Raw genomic sequence first — 23,754 nt, forward strand, 5'->3', positions numbered from 1 at the left:
CGTCCGTGACACTCGAATATCGTTCCCTGCCCCTCGATGCGGCCCGGTCGATCGCGAGCCGATGGGGCCGGCGGTCCGCAAAGCGCTTCCGCGCGGGGCGATGAGGCTCTAGACGAAAGCCATGACCGATTCCAGCCATCCCCCGCTCGCCCCCAAACATCTCGGCCAGCCCAGCCAACTGCCCGCCGCGCCGGAGGCGGCGGTGCTCGACTACGTCCCCAATCCACGCAGCGGCGAACTCTATCTGGTGCGCTTCGCGGCGCCCGAATTCACCTCGCTCTGCCCGGTCACCGGCCAGCCCGATTTCGCGCATCTGGTCATCGACTATGCGCCGGGCGAGACGATCGTCGAATCGAAGAGCCTCAAGCTGTTTCTCGCCAGCTTCCGCAACCATGCCGGCTTCCACGAGGATTGCACCGTCGGCATCGGGCGTCGCCTGTTCGACGAGATGCGCCCGCGCTGGCTGCGCATCGGCGGCTATTGGTATCCCCGCGGCGGCATCCCGATCGACGTCTTCTGGCAATCGGGACCGCCGCCCGAGGGGCTGTGGCTCCCCGATCAGGGTGTCGCCCCCTATCGCGGGCGGGGCTGACCCGATATTTCAACAAAAAAGGTGGGATTTCATCTTCCCGTTACACGACCCTTACATTATTGTCAGCGCATGACCGCCACCGCCCGCCCCCACGACCACGACATCACCGTCGGCCCCGACGCCATCGACTTCATGGGGCACGTCAACAATGCCCATTATCTGAGCTGGGTGCAGGAAGCGGTGCTTGCCCACTGGCGCAAGATCGCGCCGCCCGAGGCGGTGTCGCAGCATCTGTGGGTCGCGCTGAAGCACGAGATCACCTATCGCCGCCCCGCCTTCCTCGACGACCGGGTGATCGCGACGGTGATCCTCGAAAAGGTTCAGGGCGCGCGTGCCTTCTACGAAACGGTCATCCGGCGCGGCGAAGAGGTGCTGGCCGAAGTCAAGTCGAGCTGGTGCTGCATCGACGCCGAAACACTCCGCCCGGCGCGGCTGGCGAGCGAGGTGGTGGCGCGCTTCTTCCCGGGCGAAAAAAGCTAAGCTGCCCTTCCAATCTCCGTCATGCTGAACTCGTTTCAGCATCCATGGCCCAAACCTCTCATTCGACGCAGCATCACAGGACAGGTTCGGCCATGGGCCCTGAAACAAGTTCAGGGTGACGAGCCATGGAGCTTGATCTGGCCTCCCTTACCGTTCACGCCGCCTCGAACCGGATCGGCAGGCGCTTCAGGCCGCCGACGAACACCGATTCGACGCGCGCCGGTTCGCCCGCGAGTTCGATTTTCTTCAGCCGCGGCAGCAGTTCCTCCATCAGGATGCGCATCTCCATCCGCGCGAGATATTGGCCCAGACAGACATGCGCGCCGAAGCCGAAGGCGATCTGCTGGTTCTTGCGGCGGTCGGGATCGAAAGTGAACGGGTCGTCGAACACCGCCTCGTCGCGGTTGGCGGAGACATAGTTGAGCATCAGCCAGTCGCCTTCGCGGATCGTCTGCCCGCCGACCTCGACATCCGCTTTCGCGCTGCGCATGAAATGCTGCACGGGCGTCGTCCAGCGGATCGCCTCCTCGATCAGCCCGGCCTTCTCCGTTTCCGCGTCGCGGAAGCGTTCGAACAGCGCCGGATTCTTCGCCAGTTCCATCATCGCCCCGGCTGTCGAGGCGCTGGTGGTGTCGTGTCCCGCGGTCGCGACGATCATATAATAGCCCGCCAGTTCGCGGTCGGGGATCGGCCCGTCGTCGATCGTCGCATTGGCGATCACCGTCGCGATGTCCTCGCGCGGGCTGGCGCGGCGGTCGGCGGTCAGTTCGCGGAAATAGGTCTCGAAATCGGCGATCACATAATGGAGCATCGCGATCGCCTGTTCGGCGCTGGTAATCGCCTCGCGGTTGCGATTGAGGTCGGGGTCGGTCGATCCGAACAATTGCTGCGTCAGCATCAGCATCCGCGGTTCGTCCTGTGGCGGCACGCCCAATATGTCCATGATGACGCGCAGCGGATAATGCGCCGCGACGTCGCGTGCGAAATCGCATTCCCCGTCGAAGGACAGCATATGATCGACCGCCTCGCGCGCCAGCTTGCGGACGCGGTCCTCGACGATGCGCAGATTCTTGGGTGCGAACCAGGCCTGCGTCAGCAGGCGATATTTCATATGGTCGGGGGCGTCCATCTGCACCAGCGAGCGGATGAGATGGCCGTCATTGCCGGGCGTCGCCGCGCGCGCCAGCGCCTCGCCCTCGCGGTTGGTCAGCACCGTCTGGCGGACGCCGTTTGCGAAACGCTGCGGATCGCGGCTGATCGCCATGATGTCGGCGTGGCGCGTCACCAGCCAGAAGGGATCGTGATCGGGGTTTTCCGCGACCGCGAGCGGCGCATGGGCCCGCGCCCACGCCAGTTGCTGATGCAGCCCGTCCCATTCGCCATAAGCGACGGGATCGACGACGGCGGCGGCTACCTCTCCAGGCAATATGGGTTTTGTCATGAAACCCAAGCTGCCTCATGTCGCGGGCGGTGTCGAGAGGGATGGAAGCGGCGGGCCTGCTCTACTTGAACAGCCCGCCCAGAATCCCGCGCATCAGTTGCCCGCCGAACTTGCCCGCGACCTGACGGCCAAGGCTGGTCGCGGCGGAGCGCGCGGCCGATTGCACCATCTTTTCCGTGAAGCTGGGTTTCGCCGCCTCGCGCGCCGCCGCCTTCTCCAGCCGCAGCCGTTCGCGCTCCTCGGCCGCCTTGCGCTTCGCCTCCTCCTTCGCGGCGAGCGCCGCCTGCTTGTCGGCCTCAGCCTGCGCCTTCGCCTCGATCGCGGCGGCCTGCGCCTGTTCGGCCTTGGCGGCGAGCAGTTCCTCGGCGCTCTCGCGATTCACCGCTTCGTCATACTTGCCCGCGACCGGGGAGATCGACTGGATGATCGCGCGCTCCTTGACCTCGAGCGGGCCGGCGCGCGAGCAGGGCGGCTTGATCAGCGTGCGCTCGACCGGCGACGGCGCGCCGTCGGCCATCAGCAGCGACACCAGCGCCTCGCCGACCTTGAGCTCAGTGATCTCGCGCGCGACGTCGACCTTGGGGTTGGGGCGGAATGTGTCGGCGGCAGCCTTCACCGCTTTCTGATCGCGCGGGGTGAAGGCGCGCAGCGCGTGCTGGACGCGGTTGCCGAGCTGGCCCGCGACCGCTTCGGGCACGTCGATCGGGTTCTGAGTGACGAAATAGACGCCGACGCCCTTCGAGCGGATCAGGCGCACGACCTGCTCGATCTTGTCGACGAGCGCCTTGGGCGCGTCGTCGAACAGCAGGTGCGCCTCGTCGAAGAAGAAGATCAGCGTCGGCTTGTCGGGGTCGCCGACCTCGGGCAGCGTCTCGAACATCTCCGACAGCAGCCAGAGCAGGAAGGTCGCATAGAGCTTCGGGCTCGCCATCAGCTTGTCGGCGGCGAGGATGCTGACATAACCGCGCCCCTGATCGTCGGTGCGGATCATGTCCTGAATGTCGAGCGCGGGCTCGCCGAAGAAATGATTGCCGCCCTGGCTTTCGAGCGTCAGCAACTGGCGCTGGATCGTCCCGACCGTCGCCTTCGACACATTGCCGTATTTCGTCGTCAGCTCGTCGGCATTCTGCGCGCACCAAGCGAGCATCGCCTGCAGGTCGCCCATGTCGAGCAGCAGCAGATTCTGTTCGTCGGCGACGCGGAAGGCGATCGTCAGCACCCCCTCCTGCACCTCGTTGAGCCCCATCAGCCGTGCGAGCAGCAGCGGCCCCATTTCGGACACGGTGGTGCGCACCGGATGTCCCTGCTCGCCGAACAGGTCCCAGAAGATCACCGGATTGTCGCGATAGGCCCAGCCGCTGTCGCCGATCTCCGCCGCGCGCTTGGCGAAGGGTTCGTGCGTCTTGGCGGTAGGGCTGCCCGCCATCGCCATGCCCGACAGGTCGCCCTTCACGTCGGCAACGAAGACGGGCACGCCGACGGCGGAGAAACTTTCGGCGAGCCCCTGCAGCGTTACCGTCTTGCCGGTGCCGGTCGCGCCGGCGATCAGCCCGTGGCGGTTGGCGCGCTTGAGCACGAGCGACTGGCGCGGCCCGTCGGGCGCCCCGCCGCCGCCGAGGCCGATATAGATTTCGGTCGCTTCGCTGCCGTCGCTCACTGTCTCTTCCTTCCCATTGGACACCCTGCCGGGTCTAGAGCGGAGGCGGAAATCAGGCAATCGGCAAACCTGTCGGCGGTTCGGGCTCGATTCGAACGCCGAGGCAAAAGGCGCAGGAAACCGCGCAACTTCAAGCGCAAATCGCAAAAGCGCGGCGCGGGCTGGGGGTGCTTAGAGCCACAAAAGCCCCGCATCACGACCCCCGGATTGTGGCTTTTGTGGCTTTGGAACATCGAGCCTTTATCCGACCCACCGGATTGAGATGGTGCATTCAAGGCACGGCGCTTCAAACAGCCGTGGAAAGGCACGGATCGGGCGGCCGTCGAAGATCGTCATGCGCGATATGGCATCCGAAAGGACAGATCATGGCCGCGCATAATAGGAAAGCGATTTCGGGCGGCGCGGAACCGACGGATTATCGGCTGAGGGCCGCCCTCATTTTCACTTCGTCGTTCCCGCGAAAGCGGGAACCCAGGGGAAGGCCAGCCGACGCGCGCGCTGGACCCCCGCTTTCGCGGGAATGACGAAGATAGAGGCGAGGATGACGGAAAAGAAAGCGGGGACGATGAGAACAGGAAATGTCCGGAATCCACCCCCGCCCCGGACGTTCCTCACCCCATAATGAAGGCGTTGAGCTTGTTCCCGTCAGGGTCGCGGAAATAGCCGGCGTAGAAGCCTTCGCCGCGCGGTCCGGGCGGGCCTTCGCAGGTGCCGCCGTTGGCGAGCGCGATGGCGTGGAGGCGCTGGACCTGCTCCTCGTCGCGCGCCTCCAGCGCGACCATCACGCCGTTGCCGACGGTCGCGGGGTTGCCGTCGAAAGGCCGGGTCAGGCCGATCCCGGCGCCGCCGCCTTCCTTGCCCCACGCGATGAAATTGTCGAACTCCATCATCCGCGACACGCCGAGTTCGGCCGCGATCGCATCGTAAAAGGTCGCGGCCCTCGCCAAGTCGTTCGTGCCCAGCGTCACATATCCGATCATCTTGTCATCTCCCGATTCGTGATTATGAGAACATAATAGGAACATTGCGTAGCGAGCGCAAAGAAAAAGGGCGCCGGATCCGAGGATCGCGGCGCCCCTTTCGATGGCCCGGACAGGCCGGTCAATTGCCCTTGAGGCGGATCGCGATGAAGGCCGAGGGGCCGCCGCGACGCAGGACTTCGAGCAGCACCGCATCGCGGCCCGCCTTCTTCGCATCGCTCAACACCTTCGCTAGCGCCTCGCTCGACGTTACCGGCGTGCGGTTGGCGCTGACGATCACGTCACCGCGGCGCAGACCTTTGCGGCCGGCGTCGCTGCTGCCGGCGGCGGCGACGATCACCAGCCCCTTGGTGCCGGCGTCGACGCCGACCGCGCGCGCGATGTCCGAGGTCAGCGGCTGCACCGCGAGGCCGAGCGTGTCCTGCACCGTCTGGTCGGCGGTTCCCTTGGGATCGTCGGGCAGCGCCTGATCGTCCTCGGGATCGAAATTGGCACCGGCAAGCTCCGATTCGGGCGGGCGGGTGCCGACGACGGCGGTCAGGGTCATCGTCTTGCCCTCGCGCACCACCTCGATCGGAATGCGCGTCCCCGGCTTGGTGTTGGCGACGATGTAGGACAGCGTCTGCTGCGGCGTCACATCCTTGCCGTTGACCTTGGTCACGACGTCGCCGCGCTTGAGCCCGGCCTTCGCCGCCGCACCGTCTTCCTCGACGCGCTGGACGAACTCGCCGCGATCCTTGGGCAGGCCGAGCGCCGAGGCGAGGTCCTCGTCGACCGGCGCGATGCCGATGCCGAGATAGCCGCGCTCGATCTTCTCGCCCGAGCGCAGCGCGTTGATCACCGGGATCGCCGCTTCGGCGGGAATCGCGAAGTTGACGCCGATGTTCGCACCCACCGGCGAGATCAGCATGTTGTTGATGCCGACGACATTGCCATTGAGGTCGAACAGCGGGCCGCCAGAATTGCCGCGGTTGATCGCGGTGTCGGTCTGGATATAGCGGTCATAGGCGCCGCCCTGACCCAGGTTGCGCTGGACCGCCGAGATGATGCCGGCGGTGACCGTCGAGCCGAGGCCGAGCGGATTGCCGATCGCGATAACCCAGTCGCCGACGCGCGCCGAACTGCCGTCTGCGAACTTGACGAAGGGCAGGCCCGTCGCGTCGATCTTGAGCAGGGCGAGATCGGATGCAACGTCGCGGCCGACGATCCGCGCCTTATATTCCTTCTGGTTGGTCAGCGTCACCGTGACCTGGTTGACTTCCTCGCCGCGCGGGCCGCCGGAAATGACGTGGTTATTGGTGACGATATAGCCGTCGGTCGAGATCAGGAAGCCCGAGCCGCCGCCCTGCTGTTCCTGCGTAATCGGCTCGCGCGTGCCCGCGAAGGGGTTGAGCCGGACGCCGAGCGTCACCTCCTGCTTGGTCGAGATGTTGACCACCGCGGGCTGCAGCTGCTCGACGAGGTCGGCGAAGCTTTCGGGCGCGCCGGCGCGCGGAACGGCCTTGGCGATTTCGCTGCGCTCGTTCTGCGCAACCTGTGCCCCGACGGGCGACTGGGTGACCAGCGCCAGCGCCGTGCCGCCGACCAGCAAGGCCGAAGTGATGCCATAAACATATCGCACGATCGCAAATCCTCTTCTCTCACGAAAAACCCGTGGCCCCGGCGGCGGTTGTCTGCGACCGCGTGGCTGAACGGCAATTGAACATGAACGGCGGTTGCACGTCCCGTTCATCGGCCGTCCCGCCGCCGGGGGGCCGGGTGTCAGCCCCCTCGGAACCGCTTCAGATATTCATTGTCGGGCGACAGGATCAAGGACGATCCGCCTTGGTTGTTCTCGCCCAGGAAGGTCTGCCGATAGCTTTGCATCGCCCGATAGAAATCGTAGAATTCGGGGTCCTTGCCGAAGCTGGCGGCATAGATGCGCGCCGCCTCGCCGTCGGCGTTACCGCGGATGATCTGCGCTTCCTTCTCGCCCTCGGCACGGATCGCGATCGCTTCCTGCTGCCGGGCCGACCGCATGCGGTTGTAGGCCGCGACCAGCGTCGCCCCCTCGGGCAGGTCGGCGCGCTTGATGCGGACGTCGATAATCTCCGCGCCATATTTCTGCGCCTCGCGATTGAGCGCGATCTGGATATTGTCCATCACCGCGCCGCGCTCGGGCGACAGCAGCGTCGCGAAGGTCCGCTTGCCCAGTTCGTTGCGCAGCGACGAGCCAAGGATCGTCGCGAGTTGCTGCTGCAGCCGTTCCTCGGAGCGGATCGCGGTGTACATGCGCACCGGATTGGTGATGCGGAAGCGCGCGAAGGCGTCGACCTGCAAGCGCTGCTGGTCGGTCGAGAGCACCTGCTGACGCTCCATGTTCACGCCCAGCACGCGCTTGTCGATATACTGGATGCCGTCGATAAAGGGCACGCGCACGACGAGCCCGGCACCCGACCGGCCGAACTGTTCGCCGGGCTTGTAGCGGTTCACGGTGCGTTCAATCTCGCCGAAGCGCAGGATCAGCGCCTGCTTGTCCTCGGGCACGATCGCGAGCGTCTGCGACAGCAGGACGAGGAAGGCGAGCAGCCCGACGAGCAGGCGGAGCGGATTGCGGAGCAGCGATTCGAACATCACTGGCCTCCCTTCGCAGGCGCCGCGGCCGCGTCGGCCTCGCTGCTGTTCAGGCGCCGCTGCACCTCGTTGAGCGGCAGATAGGGCGTCACCCCGCGCGCCTCGACGATCGTCTTGTCGACGTTCGACAAAATGCTCTCCATGGTTTCGTAATAGAGCCGCTTGCGGGTTACGCCCGGCGCGAGCCTGTACTGTTCGTAGATTTGGTCGAACGCCGCGGTGTCGCCGCGCGCGCGTTCGAGCACCTGCTGCTGATAGGCGCGCGAGCGGTTGATCGCCGATTCGCGCTCCTGCCGTGCCGCGGTGACCTCCTTGAACGCCTCGTCGACCTGGCTTGGCGGGTCGGCCTGCCGGATCGCGATGCCCTGGATCGTCACCCCGGCGCGATACTGGTCGAGCAGGTCCTGCATCCGCCGCTGCACCTGCGCCTCGATCTCGACGCGGCCCGGACCGATCGCCTGGACGAGGTCGAAATTGGCGACCGTCGCGCGCATCGAGCTTTCGGCCACCTCGCGGATCGTCCCGTCGGGGTCGGCGAGCTGGAAGAAATAGAGTTCGGGATCGCGCACCGACCAGCGGACCTCATAGGCGAGGTCGACAAGGCTCTGGTCACGGGTCAGCACGAAATTCTCGTCGGTCGCGTTGGGCGAACCGATCGGCATGGTGCGGATCGCGCGCACGTCCTCCAGCCGAATCCGCTCGAGCGGCGGCGGCAGCGTCCATTTGACGCCCGGGCCGACCGTCCGCGAATAGCTGCCGAGCCGCGTGACGACGCCTTCCTTTTCGGGCGGCACGATATGCACCATCGACAGCAGCACCATGACCAGCACGACCGCGACGATCGCCCATTTCCAGCGCCGCGCCGCCATCGCGACGTCAAAGCCGCCGCCGCCCGAGCCGCCACCGCCACCGAAGCCGCGTCCCTTGCGCAGCAGCTCGTCGAGCGCCGAGGGACCGCGCGGCTTGCGTCCGCGCAGCGGGTCGGTCGGGTCGGGGGTCACCCACGGATTGCGCGGGCCGGGCCGCTTGCCGTCGCCGCCGTCATCCTTGCCCCCCTTGGGGCCATTGCCCCAGGGACTGTTCGCCATCTGACTGATCTGATGGAAAAATTGCCGCACTCCCCCGGGGGCGCGGCCTTCCATGTTGCCATCGCTGCCATTGCTCATGCCTGCATTTATAGGGGCGGCGGGCGCGATTAACAGGGGGGGTCTGGATAAAATGGCTGGCAATCCGGCCCATCATGCCTATCTGCGCTGGACATGACCGACCCAGCCCCCGACATCGCCCGCCTGATCGCCACCGCCGCGGAGGCGTCGGCGGGGCGCACGTCAGGGCTGCGACTGCTCGACGACAAGGGGCTGCTCGCGGTCGTGCTCGACGTCACCGGCCTCGCCGCCGACGAACGCCAGCCGCTCGAGGACAACGTGCGCGCCGCGCTGCTGAACGAAGCGGAGGTGCGCGAGGTCCGCGTCGCGATGACCGCGGAGAAGAAAACGCTCACCATCATCGCGGTCGGCAGCGGCAAGGGCGGCGTCGGCAAGTCGACCCTCGCGGCCAATCTGGCGGTCGCACTGCGGCGGCTGGGGGTCAAGGTCGGGCTGGTCGATGCCGACATCCACGGCCCGTCGCTGCCCCGGCTGATGGATAGCGAGGATGCCAAGCCCGCGTCGCGCGGGTCGAAGCTGGTGCCGGTCGACAATGCCTATGGCGTGCCGATGCTGTCGACCGGGCAGATCGCCGCGCCGGGGCAGGCGATCGCGTGGCGCGGGCCGATGGCCGGACGCGCGCTCGAACAGCTCATCGACGCGAGCTGGGGCGCGGTCGACACGCTGGTTGTCGACCTGCCCCCCGGCACCGGCGACGTCCAGCTGACCATGATCCAGAAGCACAAGCCGGCGGGCGCGGTGATCGTTTCGACCCCGCAGGACCTCGCGCTGATGGACGCGGCGCGCGCCGTGTCGCTGTTCGAACAGGCCGAGGTACCGATCATTGGCCTCGTCGAGAATATGGCGGGCTATGTCTGCCCGCATTGCGGCGGGGTCAGCGATCCGTTCGGCAGCGGCGGCGCCGAAGCGGCGGCGAAGGAGATGGGGCTCGACTTCCTGGGCCGGGTGCCGCTGGCGATGGGCATCCGCCTCGCCAGCGACGGCGGCGTCCCGCCCGCCGCCGGAACCGACCCGCAGGGCGAGCCGTTCCATGCGATAGCAGCGCGCGTTGCCGCATGGCTCCAAGCACGGAAAGGCCGCTAGATGGCGATCAACGACGAAGGCGAAATCCGCGAACTGCTGAGCCGGCCGCGCCGTATCGCGATGGTCGGCGCCTCCCCCAACCCGGCGCGCGCCTCGAACGAGGTGCTCGGCTTCCTCGTCCGCCAGGGGCATGACGTGATCGCGGTCAACCCCGGCCACGCGGGCGCGACGATCCACGGCGCGCCGGTCGTCGCGACGCTCGCCAATGTCGAGCCGCCGGCCGAGATCGTCGACATCTTCCGCAACAGCGCCGAAGCCGGCGCCGCGGTCGACGAGGCGATCGTTCACGGCGCGAAGGCGGTGTGGATGCAGATCGGCGTGATCGACCACGACGCCGCGCGGCGCGCCGAGGCAGCGGGGCTGACCGTGGTCATGGATCGCTGCCCGAAGGTCGAGATTCCGCGACTGGGGCTGCTGAGATAAAATCCGGACAGGGGGATTCGCCAACATGAAGCCGTTCTTTGCCGCCACGGCCGCCGCCGCGCTCGCGGCCTGCGCTGCCTCGCCCGCGCAGGCGGACCCGCAGGATGCCTTCTTCGCCGCGCTCGGCGACCATTGCGGCAAGGCCTATGCCGGGCGCCTCGTCAGCGACCAGCAGGCCGACGCCGCGATGCGCGACAAGGCGATGATCGTCCATTTCCGGAGCTGTACTCCCGACCGGATCGAAATCCCCTTCCATATCGAGGGGCTGGCCGAGGATGGCGGCTGGGACCGTTCGCGCACCTGGATCATCACCCGCACCGATGCCGGCCTGCGCCTAAAGCACGACCATCGCCACGCCGACGGATCGAAGGACGAGACGACGATGTACGGCGGCGACACCGCGGCCCCCGGCACCGCGACGCGGCAGGAATTTCCCGTCGACGCCGAATCGATCGCGCTGTTCAAACGCACCGGAAGCCGCGCGTCGATGACCAACGTCTGGGCCATCGAGACCAGCGATTCGGGCTATGTCTATGAACTGCGGCGCGAGGGCCGCCTGTTCCGCGTCGCCTTCGACTATGACCGGCCGGTGTCCCCGCCCCCCGCGCCGTGGGGCTGGCCGGAATAGCAGCCACCCGAAAGCCTTTGCCTCCCCGCCGCGCCCCGCTTATCAGCAGCGGCGATGGCGGGCATTCGCGACACGATCGGCACGAAAAGGCGGCGCCTGCCGCCGGTCAGCCGCCGTTCGCTGCTGGTCGGCGCCACCGCGGCGGGCGGGCTGGCGCTCGCCTGGTCGGTGTGGCCGCGCGATTATCGCCCCAACCTGACCGCCGCGCCCGACGAGCATGTCTTCAACGCCTTCCTGAAGATCGGCGACGACGGGCATATCAGCGCGATCGTCCCGCAATGCGAGATGGGCCAGGGAGTCACCACGCTGCTGCCGCAGATCATGGCCGACGAACTGGGCGCTGACTGGCGCACGGTCGCGGTCGAGACCGCGCCGATCAACGCGCTCTACACCAACACGCTGGTCGTCGACGAGGATAGCGCCGCCTTCTTGCCGCGCGCCGGCGTCCCCGATTTCGTCGCCGACGTGCGCAGCTGGGCGCGGCGCGAATGGGCGGTGCGCCACGCGGTGATGCTGACCGCCAACAGTTCGTCGGTTCGCATGTTCGAAGCGCCATGCCGCGACGCCGCGGCGCAGGCGCGCGCGCTGCTGATGATGGCGGCGGCGCGGCGCTGGGATGCCGACTGGCAGCAATGCGACACGCAGGACGGCTTCGTCACCCTCGGCGCCCGGAAACTGTCCTTCGGAGAGCTGGCCGCCGCCGCCGCTTTGCTCGAACCGCCCGCCGAGCCCGTCTATCGCGCGTCGAGCGCCGACCCGCTCTATGGCAAGGACCTCACCCGGCTCGACCTGCCGGCGAAGGTCGACGGGTCGGCCAATTATGCCGGCGACATCCGCCTGCCCGACATGGTCTATGCCGCGATCCGTCAGGGGCCGTTCGGCGCGACGCGGCTGAAGCGCATCGACCGCAAGGCGGGGCTCGCGTCGCCCGGCGTGCTTGCGGTCGTTGAGCACGAGCGCTGGGTCGCCGCGGTCGCGCGCAACTGGTGGGCCGCGAACCGCGCGCTCGACCGCTTCGCCCCCGAATTCGAGACCGGCGGAACCCCGATTTCCAGCGACGGCATCGACCGCGCGCTCGCCGCCGCGCTGAAGGGCGACGGCTATCGCATCGCGCACAAGGGCGACGTCGAGGACGCGATGGCGGGCCGCGAGCGGATCGCCGCCGACTATCTCGTCGCCCCGGCGCTCCACGCCCCGATCGAGACGCGGACCGCGACCGCCGCGCCTTCGGGCGACCGGCTGCGCGTCTGGGTCGCGACGCAGGCGCCCGCGCAGTGCCGCGATGCGATCGCGCGCGCCACGGGCCTGTCCCCCGCCGCAGTGACATTGTTCCCGATGATGGCGGGCGGATCGTTCGACGCCTGCCTCGACCACAGCGTCGCGGTGCAGGCGGCGATCATCGCGCGGCAGGTGAAGCGTCCCATCCAGCTTTGCTGGTCGCGCGCCGAAGAAATCATGCGCGACATCCCGCGCGCCCCGGCGCGCGCGAAGATGACCGCGACCCTCAACGCGGCGGGCGGCATCGATGCGCTCGTCGCGCGGATCGCCGTGCCCGCCACGAATCACGAGGTCCGCGCCCGCCTGTTCGACGGCACGCCCGCCGACGTCGCGCAGCGCGACGCCGCGGGGCGGGTCGACGCGGCGGCGGTCGAGGGCGCGGGCGGCGTCTATGCCATCCCGCACCGCGCGGTCGATCATTGCCCAGCCGACATCGGCCTGCCGACCGCGCGCTGGCGCGGCAACGCCGACAGTTACACCGCCTTCTTCACCGAATGCTTCGTCGACGAGATGGCGGCGCGCGCCGGGGCCGACGCGTTATCCTATCGCATGGCGATGCTGGGGCAGGCGCCGCTGCTCGCGCGCTGCCTGCTCACCGCGACCAGCCTCGGCGGCTGGGAGGGAGGCCTTGCCGGCACCGCGCAGGGGCTGGCCTGCCATTCGATGCGCGGCAGCCATATCGCGCTGATGGCGACCGCGCGCGCCAGCGACAGGGGATTGCAGGTCGAACAGCTCGTCGCGGTGGTCGATGCCGGGCGGCTGGTGAACCCCGCGATCGCGCGGCAGCAGGTCGAGGGCGGGCTGATCTTCGGCCTCGCCGCCGCGATCGGCGCGACGACCGATTACGAGGGCGGTATCGCCACTGCGCGCAAGCTGCACCAGATCGGTCTGCCGCGCCTGTCGCAGACGCCGCAGATCCTGATCGAGTTCATCGACAGCGACCGCGACCCCGGCGGGATCGGCGAGATCGGGGTGCCGGTCGTCGCCCCTGCGGTCGCCAACGCGATGTTCGCCGCCACGGGCCGCCGCATCCGCCGCTTGCCGCTGTCGGCGCATCCGCTGTGACGCCGCCGCCCGAGCCTATCGGCGCGCGCATCGGCGTGCTGCTCGTCAACCTCGGCACCCCCGACGCGCCCGAGCCGGGGGCGGTGCGCCGCTATCTGGCCGAATTCTTGTCCGACCGCCGCGTCGTCGAAATCCCGCCCCTCCTGTGGCAGCCGATCCTGCGCGGTGCGGTGTTGACCACGCGGCCCGCGAAATCGGCGCGCGCCTATCGGCTAATATGGAGCGATGCGGGCTCGCCGCTCGCCGCGATCACGCGGGCACAGACCGACGCGCTGCAGGCCGACCTCGGCCGGGCGGCGCGGGTCACTTATGCGATGCGCTATGGCGATCCGGCGATCGGCCCGGCGATCGACGCGCTGATCGCCGCAGGGTGCGATCGCATCCTCGTCGTGCCGCTCTATCCCCAATATTGCGGCGCGACGACCGCGACCGCGGTCGATGCCGTCGGCGCGCATCTGGCGACGCTACGCGCGCAGCCGAGCCTGCGTTTCCTGCCGCCCTATCCCGACGACCCCGCCTATATCGGCGCGCTGAAGGCATCGGTCGAAGCGGGGCTGGCGGCGCTCGACTTCGCGCCCGACGTACTACTCGCGAGCTTCCACGGCATGCCTGAGCGGACGCGCGCGCTCGGCGATCCCTATCACGACCAGTGCCAGACGACGGCGCGGCTGCTGTCCGACGCGCTCGGCCGCCCGGTCGAGGTCGCCTTCCAGTCGCGCTTCGGCCGCGCCCGCTGGCTCGAACCCGCGACCGAGGCGACGCTCGTGCGGCTGGGCGGCGAAGGTCGCAGCATCGCGGTCTTCGCCCCCGGCTTCGCCGCCGACTGCCTCGAAACGCTGGAGGAGCTGGCGATTCGCGGCAAGCAGGCCTTCGAGCGCGCGGGCGGCCGCGATTTCGCCTATCTGCCCTGCCTCAACGCCGACGCGGCGGGCCTCGAAATGCTGACCGCGCTCGTCCGGCGCGAACTGGCCGGCTGGCTGCCGGGGTAAACGGGCGGTCGGGGAAAGCGCTTACCTCCTGTTTAACTCCTTCGCCTAAGCTGTCGCGGCCCCGCGGCCGGCCGGGCGTTTGATGTGGAGATAGGCCATGAGCGACCTGCAATCGGCGGCGCTGACGCTGGCCGGCGTCACGCTGGTCTTCCTGCTGATCCTGTTCCTGATCCTGCGCGCGCGGCGGCCGCAGACCGAGCCCGCGCCTCGTGCGCCCGTACTGCGCGAGCCGCGCGAACGGCCGTTCGCGAAGCGGGGCCGGACCCGCGACGACGAGCCGGCGATCGCGATGGCGCCGTCGCGCCTCGCGCGAATCAAATCGACGCACGCGACCGAAGCCGACGACGAAAGCGCGCCGTCCGACCATTTCGACGCGGCCGCGCTCGAAGCGCAGATCGCCGCGGTCGAGCAGCGCGCCGCCGACGGCCCGGCCACGCGCGAAACGCCGATGCCGGACGTGCCGGAAGATGCGACCCCCACCACCGCCGGCGTCATCGTGCGCCTCGTCCCTCAGATTCCGCTGCGCGACGCGATTTCGACCAACAGCCGCATCGGCGGCCGCCCGCGCCTGCCCGCGTCGTTCGACTGGCCGCGGATCGATGGCGCCGACGCCGTCTTCGTCGCGCAGATCGCCTGCGACGCGCTACCCGCCGCGCTGTGGGGCGGGCTCGGGCCGCGGCACGGCTCGCTCGCCTTCTTTCGCCATCCGGCCACGAACGCGCCGCTCATCCTGCACCTTGCCGAGGACGGCCCGCCGCGCGACCCGCCGCACGACGAACCCTTTCCCGAATGGCCGGTCGACGTGATCGAAGCCGCACCGGGCGAACCGGAAAGCGAAGCAGCGGATGCGCCGGAGGATTGGGTCGCCGCGCTGGGCGCCGAGGGCTATGACATCGCCGACCCGGCCTTCCACCCCTTTGACTGGCAGAGCATGCTGGCGATGGCTGACCTGCTCGAAGCGCGACTCGGCGGGCTGGTAACCGACGCCGCCCTGGCCACCGGCGCCAGCGACGAACTGGCCGAGGCGGCGCGCACCAATCGCGACGCCCACGCGCGCGCCGAGGAGATTATCGCGATTATCCGAGACACGGCGGGGCGACAGGATTTTTCCGCCGCCGATGCCGGCGCGGTGATGGCGGCGCTGCACGCGATCCGCTGGACGCACGTAACGCACGCGACCGATCCGGAGACGGGCGAGGCACGTGCCGACATCCTCACGCTGGCGCTGACCCGCCACAACGCGCGGGCCGATCTGTGGGTCGGCGCCTATCTGCGGCAGGCGTTCAAACAGGCGCAGCGCGGCTGGTGCCGCGACCCCGGCCTTCTGTCCGCCCCCGCGCGCGCCTTCTTCGAGCCGCTGTGGCGCGACCTGGCAGAGCGCGCCGCGCCGACGATGGGCGGCGGCGATCCGGGGCGGGAGCCGTGCATACTGCGGCTGCTGACTTTGCCGGCGAACGGGCTGCTGCCGGGGCTCGCGGGCGGCGGCGCGGACCTTGTGCTGACCGTCGCCGGCGCCGAGCTCGCAGTCGGCGATGTCTCGCGCGTCCGCGCCGGCTGACGCGTGCCCGAAACGATGCGCGATTGACGTTCCGGTCAACTTGCGACGCTCCCCGCCCCGTCCTAATCAAGGGGTAGAACATCTGTGGGAGAGCAACAGACATGACACGCGTCGCAATCGTCACCGGCGGCACCCGCGGCATAGGCGAAGCCATTTCGCTGAAGCTGCAGGGTATGGGCATCACCGTCGTCGCCAACTATGCCGGCAATGACGAAAAGGCGCGCGCCTTTACCGAGCGCACCGGGATAGCGGCCTATAAATGGGACGTCGGCGACCATCAGGCGTGCCTCGATGGCTGCGCGCGGGTCACCGACGAGGTCGGGCCGGTCGACATCGTCGTCAACAATGCCGGCATCACCCGCGACGGCACGCTCGCCCGCATGAGCTACGACGACTGGCACGACGTGATGCGCATCAACCTCGGCGGCTGCTTCAACATGGCGAAGGCGACCTTTCCCGGCATGGTCGAGCGCGGCTGGGGCCGCATCGTCAACATCGGGTCGATCAACGGTCAGGCGGGGCAATATGGCCAGGTCAACTATGCCGCCGCCAAATCGGGCATCCACGGCTTCACCAAGGCGCTGGCGCAGGAAGGCGCGAAGAAGGGCGTGACGGTCAACGCGATCGCGCCCGGCTACATCGACACCGACATGGTCGCCGCGGTGCCCGCGCCGGTGCTGGAGAAGATCGTCGCCAAGATCCCCGTCGGCCGCCTCGGCCAAGCCGACGAGATCGCGCGCGGCGTCGCCTTCCTGTGCAGCGAGGACGCCGGCTTCGTGACCGGATCGACAATGAGCATCAACGGCGGGCAGCATATGTATTGAGGCGGACCGGGGCGGAAGGCGCTTCGCCGTCCGCCCTAGCGCCTCAGTCGATCGTGTAACCGACCACGCGCCACGCGCCGCCTTCGCGGACCAGCGAGAGCGTTTCGACCGCACCGGCCTTGTTCGCGAAGCGGGTCCGGAACTTCACCATCCGATAGCCGTAGGGCGGCGCCGGCACCGCCTCTTCGCTGGCCGCCTCGCGCGACAGGACGGCGCCGAGAGGCGGACGCACCGACCGCGACACCTCGGCCCATCGGTCGCTGGTGTTCAGCGCCTTGAACGCCTGGCCGGTGGCGTTCCAGCTTCCGTTCCAATCCTCCCCGTCGACGAGCGCCAGCCACGCCCGCGCGGTTTCGACCACGGCGGTTTCGGGGGAAGCCGCGGGCTGGGCCGCCGACTGCGGTGCGGCGGGCGCATCCGTGGGACCGGACCAGGATGCGAGAGCGAACAGGGCGAGAGACAGAGACATGACGATTCCTCCGAAGACCCAGCCGATGCGGCGCACCATGCGGGACGCATCCACCGGTGCCGCAGATTCATCCCGGTCCGCGACGGCGAAGGCATCCCCAGAAAGCCTGTCCCCGCGATATTCGGCGTCCCGCTGCTCGATCGCGCGCAATTTCCGGGCGGCTTCGCGGCTGCTCGAAACCGCCATCTTGCGCCGCGCATCGCGCAACCGTTCGTTGACGGTATGCACCGACAGCCCTAGATGCCGGGCCATGGATTTCGCGTCATGGCCGTCCACCAGCAGACGCAGCGTCTCCTTTTCCTTTTCGGTGAGGGCCTGAAATCCTGGGGTCATGGCATGCCTGCATTTGCGCGGGGGTCGGCCCGCCGGTGTACGGAGCGCTCGAATCGCGATCCACCCCGAAAAAATCGTACCCGCAACGACCCCACAAGCGATAGGCTGCCGTCATGGCCTTTTCCTATCAGCCCCCCGTCAAACGATCGGTGACCATCGCCGGCCATCCGACCTCGATCAGCCTCGAACCGATGTTCTGGGATGCACTCGAGGCCGAAGCACGGCGGCAGGCGCTGCCCGTCAACGCCCTCGTCGCGCGGATCGACGTCGAGCGGATGGAGGCCGACGATCCGCCGAACCTGACCTCGGCGATCCGTCAGTGGCTATGGCGGGAAAGAGGCTGGTGAACTGGCCGCTCATGATTGGCCGGTGAGCAGCGCCCCGCCACCGCTGCCCCGAACGCCGCGCCGCCGTCGGGCGCGAAATTCAGGAAGAGCTGCGGCTCGATCAGTTCGAGTTCCATGATCGCGAGCCCGCCGTGGCCGTCGCCGATCATGTCGACGCGGGCATAGACGGTCGCCGCCGGCGCCGCCGCCAGCGCGCTTTCGGCCAGCGAACGCGCCGCCGCGCTCGCCGCCCATATCTCTTCCCGCCCGCCGAATTGCGGCTGGACGCGAAAGTCGCCCGCGGCCGGGCGCTTGACGATCGCGTGGCTGTAACGGCCGCCGAACAGGAAAAGCGAATATTCCCCCTCGGCAAGCACGCCGGGCATGAAGGGCTGAATCAGCCGCCGCTGCCCGCGCGCATCGGGCGGGACGGTGGCGTCCGCCGCCAGCCGGTGCGTGCCGTCTGACCCCGCCGACACCGGCGGCTTCACGACCAGCTCTTCGGCGCCGAGCGCCGCGCGCGCGGCGGCCAATGCGTCGTCGTCGAGCGCCGTGACCTCGATCGTCGGCACCACGGCGACACCCTTCGCGCCCAGTTCGGCGAGATAGGCCTTGTCGCTGTTCCAGCGCAGCACCAGCACCGGATTGACGACCCGCAGCCCCTCGGCTTCGAGCCGGTCGAGCAGCGCATACCAGCGGGCGGATGCGCGCGGATAGCCCCAGGCGAGCAGCGGCAGGATCAGGCCGAATCCCGAAAGATCGCCCGGATCGGTCCACACCCGCGGCTCGACCGCCAGCCCGGCGGCGGTCAGCGCCGCGGTCTTGCGCGCGAGCGCCGGATGCCAATGTTCGCCATAGTCGGCGGCCGGGACGAGGATCGCGACGCGCGGCTGATAGGGCATGACGACGTCCGCCGCTCCGTCATTGCGAGGAGCGAAGCGACGCGGCAATCCCGAGCGGGCCATAACCGCTCCGGATTGCTTCGCTCCGCTCGCAATGACGACGCGGGCCTGTCATCGACCTATCGCCCCAACAATCCGCGCGCCTGCCCGGCGATGTGCGAGAGCATGGCGCCGTTCGGGCTGGGAATCGTCCGCGCACGGTCGACGACGCTGCGGAACTGCGCGACGCGCGCCGCATGCTCGGCGAGCCATTTCGTCACCGCCGCGTCGAGATCGCCCTTCGGCAGCCCGGCGAGGAAGCCGAGGCGCATCTGCTGGAAATCGCGCGCGAGGCTGTTGACAAGCAGCCGCTCCCACGGATCGGCGGGGCTCATGTGCGCGGCGAGCGTCTGCGCCCAGTCGAGCCCCAGCGCCTCGCCCAGATGGGTAAAGGCGGTCGTCACCCCGACCTCGTCGTCGCCGCGCCGTTCGGCGAGGTCGACGATGCCGATCGCGCCGTCGGTCTTGAACAGACGCACTACCGCGGCAGTCAGCGCCTCGGGCGCGCCGGCATCAAGCAACTGCTTGCTGAGCATGTCCCACTGGCGCCGGACCGATTCGCTGAGCAGCGTGTCGACCGTCATCGTCAGCCGGTCGACGCCGGGCTCCAGGCGCGCGACCACCGGTCCCGGCTGGGTGAGCGTCGGGCTGATCCGCAGCAGGTCCGCCATCTGCGAGGTCATCGCCGACGCAGCTTGGCTGAACAGCGACAGGCGGATCGATTCGTCGATCTTCGCAGTGTCGAGCGACGCCCAGATCTCGCGCACGTCGAGCAGACGCTCGACCGCGACGAAGGCCGCCGCGATGTCGCCGAGCGAGCGTCCCTCCTCCTCGACCAGTTCGAAGGGATGAACGACGCCCATGCGGTTGACGATGCGGTTGGCGAGCTTGGTCGCGATGATCTCACGCCGCAGCTGGTGCTCGGCGATCGCCTTGCCGAAATCGCGCTGCATCTCGGCCGGGAAGGCCGCCGCGAGATCGCCCGCTAGCGCCGGATCGTCGGGCAGGTCGCTCGCCTCAATCGCGTCCTGAAGCGCGAGCTTCGCGGTCGAGATCAGGATCGCGAGTTCGGGCCGGGTCAGCCCGCGCCCTTCCTGCGCGCGGCGAAGCAGTTCGTCGTTCGCGGCGAGCCCTTCGACCTTGCGGTCGAGCCGCCCCGACGCCTCGAACGTCTCCATGATTCGCACCAGCGACGGCACCGCGCCGGCACCGCCCTTTTCGGCGATCGACAGCGCAAGCGCCTGGAGCCGGTTGTCCTCGAGCACCAGCGCTGCGACATCGTCGGTCATGCGGACGAGCAGCGCGTCGCGATCGGCCTGCGCCAGCCGGCCCTCGGCCATCTCGCGGTTGAGCGCGATCTTGATGTTGACCTCGTTGTCCGAGCAGTCGACGCCGGCGCTGTTGTCCACGAAGTCGGCGTTGATCCGCCCGCCCCGCATCGCGAAGGCGATGCGCGCCGCCTGTGTCACGCCTAGGTTGGCGCCCTCGCCGACGACGCGGACGCGCAGGTCCTCCGCATCGACGCGCAGCGCATCGTTGGCGGGGTCGCCGACCTCGGCATTGTTCTGGCTCGCCGCCTTCAGATAGGTGCCGATGCCGCCGAACCACAGCAGGTCGACCGGCGCCTTGAGGATCGCGGAGATCAGCGCCGTCGGTTCGATCTCCGACACCGACAGGCCGAGCGCCGCCTGCACCTCGGGGGTCAGCGCGATGCTCTTCTGGCTGCGCGGGAAGACGCCGCCGCCCTTCGAGATCAGCTTGCGGTCATAATCGTCCCAACTCGACCGCGGCAGCCTGAACAGCCGCTCGCGCTCCTTCCAGCTTTTGGTCGGATCGGGATCGGGGTCGAGGAAGATGTGGCGATGGTCGAAGGCGGCGACCAGCTTGATCGCCTTCGACAGCAGCATGCCGTTGCCGAACACGTCGCCCGACATGTCGCCGCAGCCGACGACGCGCACCGTGTCGGTCTGCACATCAACGCCCATCTCGGCGAAATGGCGCTGGACCGAAACCCAGGCGCCGCGCGCGGTGATGCCCATGCCCTTGTGGTCATAGCCGTGCGACCCGCCGCTCGCGAACGCGTCGCCCAACCAGAAGTCGCGCTCCATCGCCAGCGCATTGGCGACGTCGGAGAAGGTCGCGGTGCCCTTGTCGGCGGCGACGACGAAATAAGGGTCCTCGCCGTCGCGGATCACCACATCCTTCGGATGCACGACCTTGCCGCCCACGAGATTGTCGGTGATCGACAGCAGCGAACGGATGAAGATGCGATAGCATTCCTTGCCTTCGGCGAACCAGGCATCGCGGTCCTCCGCCGGGTTGGGCAGCGCCTTCGGATAGAAGCCGCCCTTCGCGCCGGTCGGCACGATCACGGCGTTCTTGACGCGCTGCGCCTTCATCAGGCCGAGAATCTCGGTGCGGAAGTCGTCGCGCCGGTCGGACCAGCGCAGCCCGCCGCGCGCGACCGGGCCGGCGCGCAGATGGACGCCCTCGACGCGGGGGCTGTATACCCACACCTCGCGCCACGGCAGCGGCTTGGGCAGGCCGGGAACCTGCGCGCTGTCGATCTTGAACGCCAGCGCCTCGGCCGCCGCGGGGGCGAAGGCGTTGGTGCGCAGCGTCGCGCCGATCACCGCGTGGAACAGCCGCAAGATGCGGTCGTCGTCGATCGACTTGATGCCCGCGAAGCCCGCCCTGATCTGCGCATCGAGCGCCTCGGCGCGCGCAGCGTCCCTGCTCTTCGGATCGTGGAGCGCGCAGAACCGCTCGATCAGCGCCGCGGTCAGCGCGGGCGCGTGGCGCAGCGCCGCGACGACGGTGTCCATGCCATAGCTCGACCCGCCCTGGCGCAGATAGCGGAACCAGGCGCGCAGCCAGACGATCGCCTGCGGTTCGGTCTGCGTGACCAGCACCAGTTCGTTGAACGCGTCATTCTCCGCCCGGCCGTCGAGCACCGCGGCGATCGCGCCCTCGATCGTCTCGACATGCGGCAGCAACGCCAGTTCGTCGACATTGGCGGGAAGGCGCAGCGTGAAATCGTGGATGAAGGTCGGCTCGCCTTCCCCCTCCTCGTCGCCGCCCGAGCGGACGTGCAGTTCGGTCGGCAGTTCCTCGAGCACCTCGAAGCCGAAATGCTCGAGCGCCGGCACGACGTCGGACAGCGCCAGCGGGCCGGCGGCGCTATAGACCTTGAGCCGCAGGCGGTCGTCGCCGTCGAGGCTCTTCCTCGCGAGGCGGACGCTGCGCGGCCGGTCGGCATCGAGGTCGCGCAGGCGCAGGATATCGCGCGCCGCCTCTTCGGGGTCATAGAGGTTGCGGTAATTGGGCGGGAACAGCGGGGCGAAGCGCGCCGCGAGCGCCGCCGCGCGCCCGGCGTCGCCGTGCCGCGCGAGCGCCGCCTCGACCTCCGGCTGCCAGCCGCGCACCATCTGTTCGAGCTGGGCGTTGAGCGCCGCCGCATCGGGCACGACGCCGTCGCCGCGCAGGTCGAGCGTGTAGCGGAGCAGCGCCGCGCCGCCGTCTTCGAGCACCATCGTCCAGCCGATCACGCCGGCCTTCGCTTCGCGCGCGAGCAGCGATTCGACCGCGAGACGGCGGCCCGTCGACACCTCGTCGCGGGGCAGCCAGACGAAAGCGAACAGGTGGCGGCCGAGCGCGCTCTGCACCATCACGATCTTCGGGCGCGGCCGATCGGTGATCGACATCGAAGTGAGCACCAGTTCCTCGAGCGCGGAGCCGTCGAACGCGATCAGCAGGTCGTGCGGCAACGCGGTCAGCGCATGCGCGAGCGCCTTGCCGGCGTGCCCTGCGGGATCGAAGCCGAATTTCGTCATCAGCGCGTCGAGTTGCGCGCGCAGCATCGGCACCTTGGCGGGCGGGGTCGACAGCGCCTGGCTGGTCCACAGGCCGGCGTGGATCGACAGCCGCTCCGCCTTCTTGCCCTTATATTCGGGGACGATGACCAGATCGAGCAGCACGCGGCGATGCACTGACGACAGCCGGTTCGACTTGATCAGCAGCGGCGCATGGCCGGTGCCCGCCTTCGCCTTCGCATCGAACCACTGGAAGGCCGCGGCGAGCGCGTTGGCCGACACGAGCTGCGAACTGCCGCTTGCCGAAATGCCGAGCGGATCGTGGACCGCGCCGTCGCGCGTGCGCCATTCGTGGCCGAGCTGCGTCATCGCGCCGCCCTCGAACCAGCGCAGCAGTTCGGCGCCCTCGCCGTCGGCGCGCATCGCGGCATCGGCGAGCATCGCGGCGCGCATCGCCTTCCAGTCGGCGACTGCGGCACGCACGTCGGCGAGCGCCGCTTCGAGCCCGTCGATCAGGCGCCGGCGCGCGCGTGCGTCGCCGCGCTCCAGCTCCATGTAGATGACCGATTCGCGCGTCGCGCCCGCCTTGCCCGAATCGACCCCGGTCAGCTTGCCTTTCGCATCGCGGTCGACCGAGACGACGGGGTGGAGGATACGGTGGATGACCAGCCCCTGCGCCCCAACGATCTGCGAGGTCGAATCGACGAGGAAGGGCATGTCGTCGTTGACGACCGCGAGGCGCATCCGCCGGTCGATTCCGTCGGTCGCGATCGGTTCGATCAGCAGCGACGGCTTGCCGGGCGCGCGTTCGAGCGAGGCCCGCGCGACGAACTCGCCCGCCGCGGCAAGCGCCTTGGCGTCAAGGTCGTCCCCTTCGCCGGGGAGGGCGCTGCCGTGCAGCGCGGCTTGATAGGCTTTGGAAATTTTTGCAGGCGCCTGCGCCGCCGGCGCAATAGAGGCTTCCGGCGCTTCGGTATCGGTAAGAGGCATGATGGTGTCGTATCCCCGAGCCAAGGTTGGCAGGCCTCGCCGGGAACCGGCCGGTCCGCTCGATCCGATCCCTATGCGCCTCCGGCGCGCGCGGCTCAAGCCCTCC

Annotated in this window: 19 protein-coding genes; 10 read left to right on the plus strand and 9 right to left on the minus strand. The window is 68.8% G+C overall.

Translation table 11 applies throughout. The features are described from left to right. The first annotated feature begins 121 nt into the window (after positions 1 to 121). Together queF and C3E99_RS14090 are read left to right on the plus strand one after the other, a co-directional pair. On the plus strand, positions 122 to 592 hold the full coding sequence (gene queF, locus C3E99_RS14085) for a preQ(1) synthase (RefSeq protein ID WP_067110738.1): 471 nt from the start codon (positions 122 to 124) through the stop codon (positions 590 to 592). A 69-nt stretch (positions 593 to 661) separates the two neighbouring features. After that, complete coding sequence (locus tag C3E99_RS14090; protein WP_076077023.1) at positions 662 to 1,072, plus strand: acyl-CoA thioesterase; 411 nt, start codon at positions 662 to 664, stop codon at positions 1,070 to 1,072. Positions 1,073 to 1,226: 154 nt separating this feature from the next. On the opposite strand, the gene C3E99_RS14095 is transcribed toward C3E99_RS14090, so the two are convergent. The 6 genes from C3E99_RS14095 to hflK form a co-directional block, all read right to left on the minus strand. Further along, positions 1,227 to 2,513: a cytochrome P450 gene (locus tag C3E99_RS14095; protein WP_076077025.1), complete on the minus strand. Its 1,287-nt coding sequence runs from the start codon at positions 2,511 to 2,513 to the stop codon at positions 1,227 to 1,229. 61 nt (positions 2,514 to 2,574) lie between these two features. Continuing rightward, the gene (locus tag C3E99_RS14100; RefSeq protein ID WP_076077026.1) at positions 2,575 to 4,170 is read right to left on the minus strand and encodes a helicase HerA-like domain-containing protein; all 1,596 of its coding nucleotides are present in this window, start codon (positions 4,168 to 4,170) and stop codon (positions 2,575 to 2,577) included. Between the two features lie 611 nt (positions 4,171 to 4,781). Continuing rightward, entirely contained in the window at positions 4,782 to 5,150 is a 369-nt protein-coding gene (locus C3E99_RS14105) for a VOC family protein (RefSeq protein ID WP_076077028.1), read from the minus strand. Positions 5,151 to 5,271: 121 nt separating this feature from the next. Further along, positions 5,272 to 6,771, minus strand: coding sequence for a trypsin-like peptidase domain-containing protein (locus C3E99_RS14110; RefSeq protein ID WP_076077029.1), 1,500 nt, complete (start codon positions 6,769 to 6,771; stop codon positions 5,272 to 5,274). Between the two features lie 140 nt (positions 6,772 to 6,911). Continuing rightward, a complete protein-coding gene (gene hflC, locus C3E99_RS14115) occupies positions 6,912 to 7,763 on the minus strand; it encodes a protease modulator HflC (RefSeq protein WP_076077031.1) in 852 nt (283 codons plus the stop codon). Next, on the minus strand, positions 7,763 to 8,929 hold the full coding sequence (gene hflK, locus C3E99_RS14120; RefSeq protein ID WP_104959973.1) for a protease modulator HflK: 1,167 nt from the start codon (positions 8,927 to 8,929) through the stop codon (positions 7,763 to 7,765). The genes hflC and hflK overlap by 1 nt, the downstream gene beginning before the upstream one ends. Before the next feature lie 93 nt (positions 8,930 to 9,022). Between hflK and C3E99_RS14125 the strand changes: the two genes are divergently transcribed. The 7 genes from C3E99_RS14125 to phbB all read left to right on the plus strand — a co-directional run bounded on the left by C3E99_RS14125 (position 9,023) and on the right by phbB (position 16,777). Continuing rightward, complete coding sequence (locus tag C3E99_RS14125) at positions 9,023 to 10,012, plus strand: Mrp/NBP35 family ATP-binding protein (RefSeq protein WP_076077033.1); 990 nt, start codon at positions 9,023 to 9,025, stop codon at positions 10,010 to 10,012. After that, positions 10,013 to 10,435: a CoA-binding protein gene (locus C3E99_RS14130; protein WP_076077036.1), complete on the plus strand. Its 423-nt coding sequence runs from the start codon at positions 10,013 to 10,015 to the stop codon at positions 10,433 to 10,435. It abuts the gene before it with no gap. 25 nt (positions 10,436 to 10,460) lie between these two features. Further along, positions 10,461 to 11,063 (plus strand): hypothetical protein, encoded by a 603-nt coding sequence (locus C3E99_RS14135; protein ID WP_076077039.1) that lies wholly within the window; start codon positions 10,461 to 10,463, stop codon positions 11,061 to 11,063. A gap of 54 nt (positions 11,064 to 11,117) precedes the next feature. Beyond that, positions 11,118 to 13,406, plus strand: a complete 2,289-nt coding sequence (locus C3E99_RS14140) for a xanthine dehydrogenase family protein molybdopterin-binding subunit (RefSeq protein WP_076077042.1) — start codon at positions 11,118 to 11,120, stop codon at positions 13,404 to 13,406. Beyond that, entirely contained in the window at positions 13,403 to 14,395 is a 993-nt protein-coding gene (hemH, locus tag C3E99_RS14145; RefSeq protein WP_076077044.1) for a ferrochelatase, read from the plus strand. The genes C3E99_RS14140 and hemH overlap by 4 nt, the downstream gene beginning before the upstream one ends. A gap of 97 nt (positions 14,396 to 14,492) precedes the next feature. Continuing rightward, a complete protein-coding gene (locus tag C3E99_RS14150) occupies positions 14,493 to 15,953 on the plus strand; it encodes a DUF1963 domain-containing protein (RefSeq protein WP_104959974.1) in 1,461 nt (486 codons plus the stop codon). 101 nt (positions 15,954 to 16,054) lie between these two features. Continuing rightward, positions 16,055 to 16,777 (plus strand): acetoacetyl-CoA reductase, encoded by a 723-nt coding sequence (gene phbB / locus C3E99_RS14155; protein ID WP_076077047.1) that lies wholly within the window; start codon positions 16,055 to 16,057, stop codon positions 16,775 to 16,777. Between the two features lie 43 nt (positions 16,778 to 16,820). On the opposite strand, the gene C3E99_RS14160 is transcribed toward phbB, so the two are convergent. Next, entirely contained in the window at positions 16,821 to 17,579 is a 759-nt protein-coding gene (locus C3E99_RS14160) for a helix-turn-helix domain-containing protein (protein WP_104959975.1), read from the minus strand. 113 nt (positions 17,580 to 17,692) lie between these two features. Between C3E99_RS14160 and C3E99_RS14165 the strand changes: the two genes are divergently transcribed. Further along, complete coding sequence (locus C3E99_RS14165; RefSeq protein ID WP_104959976.1) at positions 17,693 to 17,926, plus strand: ribbon-helix-helix domain-containing protein; 234 nt, start codon at positions 17,693 to 17,695, stop codon at positions 17,924 to 17,926. Here C3E99_RS14165 and C3E99_RS14170 read toward each other — a convergent pair. Beyond that, a complete protein-coding gene (locus C3E99_RS14170) occupies positions 17,896 to 18,807 on the minus strand; it encodes an ATP-grasp domain-containing protein (protein ID WP_234002487.1) in 912 nt (303 codons plus the stop codon). The two genes, C3E99_RS14165 and C3E99_RS14170, sit on opposite strands and share 31 nt — an antisense overlap. Positions 18,808 to 18,926: 119 nt before the next feature. Next, entirely contained in the window at positions 18,927 to 23,648 is a 4,722-nt protein-coding gene (locus tag C3E99_RS14175; RefSeq protein ID WP_082737357.1) for an NAD-glutamate dehydrogenase, read from the minus strand. Positions 23,649 to 23,754: the final 106 nt, after the last annotated feature.

This window comes from Sphingopyxis sp. MG, assembly GCF_002953155.1.
Classification (GTDB): Bacteria; Pseudomonadota; Alphaproteobacteria; order Sphingomonadales; family Sphingomonadaceae; genus Sphingopyxis; species Sphingopyxis granuli.

What these genes read in the sequence shown, in the direction of transcription:
- queF (WP_067110738.1), top strand. Translation starts at nt 122, where the DNA reads ATGACCGATTCCAGCCATCCCCCGCTCGCCCCCAAACATCTCGGCCAG.
- C3E99_RS14090 (WP_076077023.1), top strand. Translation starts at nt 662, where the DNA reads ATGACCGCCACCGCCCGCCCCCACGACCACGACATCACCGTCGGCCCC.
- C3E99_RS14095 (WP_076077025.1), bottom strand. Translation starts at nt 2,513, where the DNA reads ATGACAAAACCCATATTGCCTGGAGAGGTAGCCGCCGCCGTCGTCGAT.
- C3E99_RS14105 (WP_076077028.1), bottom strand. Translation starts at nt 5,150, where the DNA reads ATGATCGGATATGTGACGCTGGGCACGAACGACTTGGCGAGGGCCGCG.
- hflC (WP_076077031.1), bottom strand. Translation starts at nt 7,763, where the DNA reads ATGTTCGAATCGCTGCTCCGCAATCCGCTCCGCCTGCTCGTCGGGCTG.
- hflK (WP_104959973.1), bottom strand. Translation starts at nt 8,929, where the DNA reads ATGAGCAATGGCAGCGATGGCAACATGGAAGGCCGCGCCCCCGGGGGA.
- C3E99_RS14125 (WP_076077033.1), top strand. Translation starts at nt 9,023, where the DNA reads ATGACCGACCCAGCCCCCGACATCGCCCGCCTGATCGCCACCGCCGCG.
- C3E99_RS14130 (WP_076077036.1), top strand. Translation starts at nt 10,013, where the DNA reads ATGGCGATCAACGACGAAGGCGAAATCCGCGAACTGCTGAGCCGGCCG.
- C3E99_RS14135 (WP_076077039.1), top strand. Translation starts at nt 10,461, where the DNA reads ATGAAGCCGTTCTTTGCCGCCACGGCCGCCGCCGCGCTCGCGGCCTGC.
- C3E99_RS14140 (WP_076077042.1), top strand. Translation starts at nt 11,118, where the DNA reads ATGGCGGGCATTCGCGACACGATCGGCACGAAAAGGCGGCGCCTGCCG.
- C3E99_RS14150 (WP_104959974.1), top strand. Translation starts at nt 14,493, where the DNA reads ATGAGCGACCTGCAATCGGCGGCGCTGACGCTGGCCGGCGTCACGCTG.
- phbB (WP_076077047.1), top strand. Translation starts at nt 16,055, where the DNA reads ATGACACGCGTCGCAATCGTCACCGGCGGCACCCGCGGCATAGGCGAA.
- C3E99_RS14160 (WP_104959975.1), bottom strand. Translation starts at nt 17,579, where the DNA reads ATGACCCCAGGATTTCAGGCCCTCACCGAAAAGGAAAAGGAGACGCTG.
- C3E99_RS14165 (WP_104959976.1), top strand. Translation starts at nt 17,693, where the DNA reads ATGGCCTTTTCCTATCAGCCCCCCGTCAAACGATCGGTGACCATCGCC.
- C3E99_RS14170 (WP_234002487.1), bottom strand. Translation starts at nt 18,807, where the DNA reads ATGCCCTATCAGCCGCGCGTCGCGATCCTCGTCCCGGCCGCCGACTAT.
- C3E99_RS14175 (WP_082737357.1), bottom strand. Translation starts at nt 23,648, where the DNA reads ATGCCTCTTACCGATACCGAAGCGCCGGAAGCCTCTATTGCGCCGGCG.